General features: G+C 64.0%; 1 pseudogene. It reads left to right on the top strand.

Annotated features, from left to right (window positions below):
- Positions 1-72: 72 nt before the first annotated feature.
- Positions 73-797 (top strand): annotated as a pseudogene (locus NTCA1_RS28345) (IS5 family transposase); the annotation flags it as partial.

Genomic DNA, 797 nt, shown 5'->3' with positions numbered 1-797 from the left:
TAGGCCGTGTTGACAAAAGGGATTCCCAAGCGGGCCGGGTTCTGATTCAAGACTGCTTTTTGCGGAGCAGTTATGGGTCGCGGGGATTTGTCGGACGAGGAATGGGAGGTGATCGGACCGCTGCTGCCGCCTGAGCGGGGCCGTTGGGCGCGGCCGGCGGGCGACAACCGGCGCTTTCTCAACGGCATGCTGCATGTTCTGCGGGTCGGCTGCCCCTGGCGCGACATGCACGAGCGATACGGCAAGTGGAACTCAGTCTATGTTCGGTTCCGCAGGTGGGCCGAGCAGGGTGTATGGGATGCGCTGTTGCAAACGCTGGTCGATCTGGGGCTCACCGACGACTGGCAGCACATGATCGACAGCACCAGCGTTCGCGGCCACGTCTCGGCCGCGGGCGGAAAAGGGGGGCTTGTGCGAACGCTCTTGGTCGATCACGCGGCGGCTTTACGAGCAAGATCCATGCCCGCTCGGACAATCAAGGACGCCCTCTCGGCTTCATCCTGACCGGCGGCGAAGCCTCCGACTACGTCGCCGCCGAGCCGCTGATGACCATCCCGGTCGCCACACCCAAGGCGCTGCTGGCGGACAAGGGCTATGACGGCGACCGCTTCCGCGAGAGCCTGCTGATCCGAGGTATTCTGCCGATCATCCCGCCTCGCTCGAACCGCAAGGTGCCCGAGCATCCCGACTACCGCCGCTACAAGGATCGTAACCGCATCGAGCGCATGTTCGGCAAGTTGAAGCAGCAGCGCCGCATCGCCACCCGCTACGACAAGACGATCCTCTCCTTTGAGAGC

Source organism: Novosphingobium sp. TCA1 (genome assembly GCF_009811895.1).
Classification (GTDB): domain Bacteria; phylum Pseudomonadota; class Alphaproteobacteria; order Sphingomonadales; family Sphingomonadaceae; genus Novosphingobium; species Novosphingobium panipatense_A.
Note: the sequence above shows the minus strand (reverse complement) of the source record. Positions and strands in the feature narration are given on the sequence as shown.